2 protein-coding genes are annotated in these 8,549 nt (G+C 71.5%); both read left to right on the top strand.

Annotation, left to right across the window (positions count from 1 at the left end):
- On the top strand, positions 1-1,353 hold a 1,353-nt coding region (locus tag ACFV8T_RS40845), incomplete at its 5' end, for an amino acid adenylation domain-containing protein (protein WP_385337698.1).
- Positions 1,350-8,435: an amino acid adenylation domain-containing protein gene (locus ACFV8T_RS40840; RefSeq protein WP_385337695.1), complete on the top strand. Its 7,086-nt coding sequence runs from the start codon at positions 1,350-1,352 to the stop codon at positions 8,433-8,435. The genes ACFV8T_RS40845 and ACFV8T_RS40840, both read left to right, overlap by 4 nt.
- Positions 8,436-8,549 lie beyond the last annotated feature (114 nt).

The raw sequence follows: 8,549 nt of genomic DNA, 5'->3' as shown, positions 1-8,549 counted from the left end.
GTGTACGCGATGTTCACGTCGGGTTCGACGGGGGTGCCGAAGGGTGTCGCGGTCACGCATCGCAATGTGGCGGACCTGGCGGCGCAGACGATGTATGCGAACGGTAATCACGGTCGGGTGTTGTTCCACTCCGCGATGGCGTTCGATGCCTCGACGTACGAGATGTGGGTGCCGTGGCTCAACGGCGGCACCCTCGTCGTCGCCCCCGCGGGGCACCTGGCCCCGGCCGACTACCAGCGGCTCCTGGCCGAGCACCGCATCACCGCGCTGTGGCTGACGGCGGGTCTGTTCCGCGTCATGGCGGAGGAGGTCCCGGAGGCGTTCGCCGGGGTGCGTGAGGTGTGGGCCGGAGGCGATGTGGTCCCGCCGGAGGCAGTACGCAGGGTCATGGACCGCTGCCCGCAGCTGACGGTCGTCAATGGATACGGCCCGACGGAGACGACGACCTTCGCCACCACTCACCGCATCCACCGCCCACTGGACCACGCCGGTGCGATCCCGATCGGCGAACCCCTGGACAACCACCGGCTCTATGTTCTCGACGAGGGCCTGCGGCTGGTTCCGCCGGGAACGCCCGGCGAGCTGTACATCGCGGGAGCCGGCCTGGCACAGGGCTATCTCGACCGCCCGGCGCTGACCGCCGACCGCTTCGTCGCGGACCCGTACGGCCCGGCCGGTACGCGGATGTACCGGACCGGCGACCTGGTCCGCTGGAACCTCGAAGGCTCCCTCGAATACCTCGGCCGCGCCGACCAGCAGGTCAAGCTCCGCGGCTTCCGCATCGAGCCGGGCGAGATCGAGACCGTCCTCGTCGGCCGGCCGGGCGTGGCCCAGGCCACCGTCGTGGTCCGGGAGGACCGGCCCGGCGACAAGCGCCTCGTCGCCTACCTCACCGCCGAGGAAGGCGCCCGGATCGAACCCGGGGACGTACAGCGCCAGGTGTCCGGGCTGCTGCCCGACTACATGATCCCGTCCGCCTTCGTGGTCCTCGACGAGATCCCGCTCACCGTCAACGGCAAGGTCGACCGACGCGCCCTGCCCGCCCCGCAGTTCGGCAACGACGCCACCGGGCGCGCACCGCGCACCGCCAAGGAAGAAGTCCTGTGCGGTCTCTTCGCGGAGATCCTCGGACTGCCGTCGGTCACCATCGACGACCACTTCTTCAACCTCGGCGGGCACTCGCTCCTCGCCACCCGGCTCGTCGGCCGGATCCGCACCGTACTCGGGGTCGAACTCTCCGTGGCGACCCTTTTCGAAAACCCGATCGTGGCCACGCTCGTCGAGAAGCTCGACGGCGCCGAGGCCGCACGGCCCAGACTTCGGCCGATGCGCCGGATGGGAGTGACCAAGTGATTCCCCTGTCATTCGCCCAGCAGCGGCTGTGGTTCATCGCCCAGATGGAAGGGCCGTCGACCACCTACAACATCCCGCTCGCCGTGCGGCTGAACGGCGAACTCGACCGCCCGGCCCTCCAGTCGGCGCTCCTGGACGTGGTCGGCAGACACGAGAGCCTGCGCACCCTCTTCCCCGACCAGGACGGCACGCCGTACCAGCACATCCTCGCCGAGGAGGACGTGGAGCTCGCACTGGAGGTCATCCCGGCCGACGCCGCGACGCTGCCGGTCGTGCTCGCCGAGGAGTCCGCCCAGGTATTCCACCTCGCGGTGGACCTGCCGGTCCGGGCACGCCTGATCGCCCTCGGCGAGCAGGAGCACGTCCTGCTCATCGTGATGCACCACATCGTGTCGGACGGCGGCTCGACCGCGCCCCTGCTCCAGGACCTCGCCACCGCCTACGAAGCACGCGCCCGGGGCGTCGTGCCCGACTGGGAGCCGCTCCCGGTCCAGTACGCCGACTACACCCTCTGGCAGCAGGAACTGCTCGGCGAGGGCGACGACCCGCAGAGCGCCGGATCCCGCCAACTGGACTTCTGGCGCCGGGCATTGGCCGAGCTGCCGGAGGAGGCCACCCTGCCGGCCGACCGTCCGCGCCCGGCCTCCGCCTCGTACGTGGGCGCCACCTGCGACGTCCACCTGCCCGCCGACCTCCACATCGGTCTGACCCATCTCGCGCGGGAGTCCGGTGCCACGCTGTTCATGGCGGTCCAGGCCGCCGTGGCGACCGCCCTGTCCCGCTCCGGCGCCGGCCTCGACATCCCGATCGGCTCCCCGGTGTCCGGGCGCATCGACGAGGCACTCGACGGCCTGGTCGGCTTCTTCGTCAACACCCTGGTGCTGCGCACGGATCTGACCGGCGACCCGAGCTTCCGCGACCTGCTCTCCCGGGTCCGCAAGACGGATCTGGCGGCCTGGGACAACCAGGACCTGCCCTTCGACCGACTGGTCGAGGTGCTCAACCCCGAGCGCTCCGCCTCCCGCCACCCGCTCTTCCAGGTGATGCTCACCATGGGCGAGGCCGGTTCGGACGTCATCGGCTTCCCGGGGCTCGACGCCCGTACCGAGTACAGCGCCCTGCAGATCGCCAAGTTCGACCTGACGTTCGGCTTCGCCGAGCACCGCACCCGTGACGGCAGGCCGGACGGTCTGGACATCACCATCGAGTACGCCACCGACCTCTACGACGCCCGGACGATCGACGCCCTCATGGCGCGGCTGAACCGGCTGCTGGAGGCCGTGGTCACCTCGCCCGACACCCCGCTGTCGGTCCTCGACCTGCTCGGCGAGCACGAGCGGCGGCTGCTCCTGGAGGAGCGGAGCGGCGCCGCCACCGGCACGTCCGGGATGAGCCTGGCGGAGCTGTTCGCCGCACAGGCCGCCCGCACCCCGGACGCGATAGCCCTGGTGGACGAGGACCGCGATCTGACGTTCGCCGAACTCGACGAGGTCACCAACCGGCTGGCCCACCACCTCATCGATGTCGGAGTACGACGGCACGACGTGGTCGCCGTCCTGATGGAGCGCTCGACCGACCTGCTCACCGCACTGCTCGCCGTGGTCAAGGCCGGTGCCGTGTACGCCCCGCTGAACACCACCGACCCGGACAGCCGGCTCGTCCAGATCCTGGCCGACACCCGGGCACCGGTCCTGCTCACCGACCAGGCCCTCTCGGACCACCAGGTCGTCCTGGACGCCGACGCGCAGATCGTCGTCCTGGGCGACACCATCGACCTCGACCGGCTGCCCGCCACCGCTCCGGCACACACCATCCACCCCGACCAGCCGGTGTACGCGATGTTCACCTCGGGCTCGACGGGAGTGCCCAAGGGCGTCGCGGTCACGCACCGCAACGTGGCGGACCTGGCCGCGCAGACCATGTACGCGAACGGCAACCACCGGCGCGTGCTGTTCCACTCGCCGGCCGCCTTCGACGCCTCGACGTACGAGATCTGGGTGCCGTGGCTGAACGGCCGTACGGTCGTGGTGGCACCGCGCGGCCATCTCGCACCCACCGACTACCAGCGCCTGCTCACCGAGCACCGGGTCACCGCGCTCTGGATGACCGCGGGTCTCTTCCGCGTCATGGCGGAGGAGGCACCCGAGGCGTTCGCCGGGGTGCGTGAGGTATGGGCGGGGGGTGACGTGGTTCCGCCGGAGGCGGTGCGCCGCGTCATGGACCACTGCCCCGAAGTCACGGTCGTCAACGGTTACGGTCCGACGGAGACCACGACCTTCGCCACCACCCACCGCATCCACCGTCCCTTGGACTACGCGGGTGCCGTCCCGATCGGCGAGCCCCTCGACAACCACCGCCTGTACGTCCTGGACGCCGCCCTGCGGCTGGTTCCGCCGGGCGCTCCCGGCGAGCTGTACATCGCGGGAGCCGGGCTGTCCCAGGGCTACCTCAACCGTGCCTCGCTGACCGCGGAACGCTTCGTCGCGGACCCGTACGGCCCGGCCGGAACGCGGATGTACCGCACGGGCGACCTGGTCCGCTGGAACCACGAGGGCTCGCTCGAATACCTCGGCCGCGCCGACCAGCAGGTCAAGCTCCGCGGCTTCCGCATCGAACTCGGCGAGATCGAGAGCGCGTTGACAGCCCACGGGAGCGTGGGGCAGGCGACCGTGGTGGTCCGGGAGGACCGGCCCGGTGACAAACGCCTTGCCGCGTACCTCGTCGCCGCCGACGGCTCCCGGATCGACACCGAGGCGGTGCACCGCGAGATCGCCGGCGCACTCCCGGAGTACATGGTCCCGTCCGCCTTCGTCGTCCTCGACGAGATCCCCCTCACCACCAACGGCAAGGTGGACCGAGGTGCCCTGCCCGCGCCCCGGCAGAGCACCGACGCCGGCGGGCGCCCGCCCCGGACGCCCGCCGAGGAAGTCCTCTGCGGCCTCTTCGCGGCCGTGCTCGGACTGCCGTCGGTCACCATCGACGACCACTTCTTCCGGCGCGGCGGCCACTCCCTGCTCGCCACCCGCCTCATCAGCCGCATCCGGGCCGTGTGGGAAACCGAGATCACCATCCGGGACCTGTTCCAGTACGCGACCGTCGCGCAGCTGGCCGAGCGGATCGCGGCCGAGGGCAGTGGGGAGCGGCGACCGGCCCTGATGCCCGAGGAGCGCCCGGAGATCATTCCGCTCTCGTCCGCGCAGCAGCGTCTGTGGTTCCTCGACCAGATGGAGGGCCCGTCCGCCACCTACAACATCCCGCTCGCCCTGCGGCTCAAGGGCTCCCTCGACCACCGGGCCCTCCAGCTCGCCCTCACCGACCTCACCACACGCCACGAGGGCCTGCGCACCGTCTTCCCCACCCACGAGGGCACCCCCCACCAGCACATCCTTCCCCCGACCACCACCGACCTCCCCCTGATCACCACCACCGAGGAGGAGCTCACGGAGCGGCTGGCCGCCCAGGCCGGCCGGACCTTCGACCTGGCGGCCGAACTGCCGTACCGGGCACAGCTGCTGGAGCTCGGGCCCGAGGACCACGTGCTCATGCTCGTGATCCACCACATCGCCTCCGACGGCTGGTCCAACGGACCGCTCTTCCGGGACCTGGCCACCGCCTACCAGGCCCGCGCCGAGGGCTCCGCCCCCGCCTGGGAGCCGCTGCCGGTCCAGTACGCCGACTACTCCCTCTGGCAGCAACGGCTCCTGGAGCGCGACGAGGAACGCCAGCTCGCCCACTGGCGCGGGGTGCTCGCCGAGCTGCCGGAGGAGGCCACGCTGCCCGCCGACCACGCCCGCCCCGCCGTCGCCTCCAACCGGGGCCGCACACACGCCGTGCACTGCCCCGCCGAGCTGCACACCGCCCTGATGTCCCTGGCCCAGGACACCGGGACCACCCTGTTCATGGTGGCCCAGGCGGCCGTGGCGACCCTGCTGTCCCGTTCCGGCGCCGGGCACGAAATCCCGCTCGGCTCACCCGTCGCAGGGCGCACCGACCAGAAGCTCGACGATCTCATCGGCTTCTTCGTCAACACGCTCGTCCTGCGCACCGACACCAGCGGCGACCCGAGCTTCCGTGAGCTGCTCACCCGGGTCCGCGAGACCGACCTCGCCGCCTGGGCCCACCAGGACCTGCCGTTCGACCGGCTGGTCGAAGCCCTCAACCCCGAGCGCACCACCGCCCGGCACCCCCTCTTCCAGGTGATGCTCACCGTCGGCGACACCAGCAACGAAGCTCCCCGACTGGCCGGACTGGAGAGCGAGTTCGCCATCCCGCCGGTCTCCGTCGCTAAGTTCGACCTCACCTTCGCGTTCGCCGAGAGCCGGGCCGCCGACGGCCGGCCCGACGGACTCGACATCCTGATCGAGTACACCACCGACCTGTACGACGCACGCACCATCGAGGCCACGGCGGACCGCCTGGTCCGGCTCCTCACCGGCGCCGTGGCCACCCCCGATCTGCCCCTCGCCGAGCTGGAGATGGTGTCCGGGCACGAGCGGGCGCAGCTGCGGGAGTGGAGCGGTGCGCAGTCACCGGCGCCCGCCCTCGGGCTCGACGCACTCTTCACGGAGCAGGCCGCCCGCACCCCGCACGCGGTGGCGCTGGTCCACGAGGAGCAGCAGGTGACGTACCAGGAGCTGGACATCTGGTCCAACCGGCTGGCCCGCCACCTGACCATGCACGGGGTCACCCCGGGCAGCATCGTCGCCATCCATCTGGAGCGGTCCCCGCAACTCATCGCCACACTGCTCGCCGCCCTCAAGGCCGGGGCCGGATACACCCTGCTCGACCCGCAGTTCCCGGCCGACCGGCTGAACACCGTGCTCGGGCAGACCGATCCGGCGGCGCTGGTCACCCAGGCCCACCTGACGGCCCTGTCGACCCCGTCCACCCTGGTCGACCTGACCGCGGAGGTACCCGCGATCAGCGCACTGCCGGGGACGCCGGTGGAGACGGGCGGGCACCCGGAGTCCATCGCCTGCGTGATGTTCACCTCCGGATCGACCGGAGTTCCCAAGGGGGTCGCGGCCTCGCACCGGGCGCTGGCCGCCACGTTCATCGGCCCCGACTACCTGGACTTCGGCCCCGGGCAGACCTATCTGCAGAGCTCCCCGGTGTCCTGGGACGCCTTCGCACTGGAGGTCTTCGGACCGCTCCTGCACGGCGGCGTCTGCGTCCTCCAGCCCGGCCAGCACACCGATCCGCACCAGATCGCGGAGCTGGTGGAGCGGCACGCGATCACCACCCTGCAGATGTCGGCGAGCCTGTTCAACCACATGCTCGACGAGCACCCGGCGGTCTTCTCACAGATCAAGGAGGCCATGACCGCCGGTGAGGCGGCCTCACCCGCCCACACCGCCAAGGCGCTGGCCGACCACCCCCACCTCCACCTGGTCAACGGCTACGGGCCGGCCGAGAGCATGGGCTTCACCACCACCCACACCCTCACCGGGCCGGCGCCCGCCATCCCGATCGGACGGCCGATCGCCGGCAAGCACGCCTACGTCCTGGACGAGAACCTCCGGCTGCTGCCGCCGGGTGTCCCCGGTGAGCTCTACGTCGCCGGGCACGGCCTGGCCCACGGCTACATCGGACAGCCCGTACTGAGCGCGGAGCGGTTCGTGGCCGACCCGCACGGCGCGCCCGGCTCGCGGATGTACCGCACCGGCGACCTGGCCCGCTGGAGCCAGGACGGCGCGCTGGAGTATTTCGGCCGGGCCGACCAGCAGATCAAGTTGCGGGGCTTCCGCATCGAGCCGGGTGAGATCGAATCGGCGCTGCTGCGGCACCCCTCCCTCGCCCAGGTGGCGGTGCTGATCCGCGAGGACCGGCCCGGTGACAAACGGCTGGTGGCGTACGTGGTGCCCACCGAAGGCAGTCGGCCGGACATTCCCGAACTGCGCCGGCACGCGGTCGCGGCCCTGCCCGAGTACATGGTGCCGGCCACGATCGTGCCACTGGACGCGTTGCCCCTGACGGTCAACGGCAAGCTCGACCGCCGTGCGCTGCCCGAACCGCAGCAGGCCGACACCGGCGGCGGCCGGGCGCCGCGCACCCCGGCGGAGGAAGTCCTGTGCGGCCTCTTCGCGGAGGTCCTGGGCCTGACGTCGGTCACCATCGACGACCACTTCTTCCAACTGGGCGGCCATTCGCTGCTCGCCACCCGGCTGATCGGCCGGATCCGCGGCATCTGGGACACCCGCGTCACCATCCGGGACCTGTTCCAGTACCCGACGCCCGTGCTGCTCGCCGAACACATCGCCACGAACACGGGCGGCGACCCGATGGAGACGCTGCTGCCGATCCGGGCCGCGTCCGGCACCGACGACGAGGCCCCGCTGTTCTGCGTCCACGCGATCTCCGGGATGAGCTGGTCGTACGCCGGACTGCTCCGGCACATCGGCGGGCGACGTCCGCTGATCGGGCTGCAGGCAAAGGAGTTGACCAGCCCCTCGGACCGGCCGGCCGGCATCGAGGAGATGGCGGACGGCTATGTGGCCGAGATCCGCTCGGTCCAGGCCCACGGCCCGTACCACCTGCTCGGCTGGTCGTTCGGCGGTCTGGTGGCGCACGCCGTTGCTGCCCGGCTGGAGGAGCAGGGCGAGGAGGTCGCCATCCTGGCGCTGCTCGACTCCTACCCGCTGCCCGACGGATTCCGGCCACCCGCGATCACCGGCCGGGAGGTGCTGACCGCGCTGCTCGGCGGACGCGGCGCCGAACTCGACGTACGGTGCGCCGAAACCGCCCCGGACGCGGAGGAGCTGGCCGCCGTGCTGCGCGCCGAGGACGCGATCCTGGGCGCGCTGGAGCCCGCCCAGGCCGCGGCGGTCGTCGCCGCGACGGCAGGCAACCTGGAGATGCGCTACCGGTACGTTCCCCGGCGGCGGTTCGGCGGCGACGCGGTGTTCTTCAACGCCGCCCGCACCCCGGCCGCGGCGGGCGGGGCGGACGCCTGGGCACCCCATGTCGGGGGCCGCGTCGAGGAGCACGACATCGACTGCGAGCACTGGGACATGACCACGGCCGAGCCGTTGCGCGAGATCGGAAAGGTACTGGCCGAGGAGTTGCGAGGAGTGCGCCACTGACCGAGGGTCCTGCGTCCGGATCGCGCAGGATCCGGACGGAGGAACCCAGGGCCCCACCAGTGCCCCGGTTCTCCACCACGGCAGACCCGGGCCCCCTCTCGTGCATCGCCATTG

The organism is Streptomyces sp. NPDC059832 (assembly GCF_042731715.1).
Classification (GTDB): Bacteria; Actinomycetota; Actinomycetes; order Streptomycetales; family Streptomycetaceae; genus Streptomyces.
This window is presented reverse-complemented; position numbering and strand designations above follow the sequence as displayed.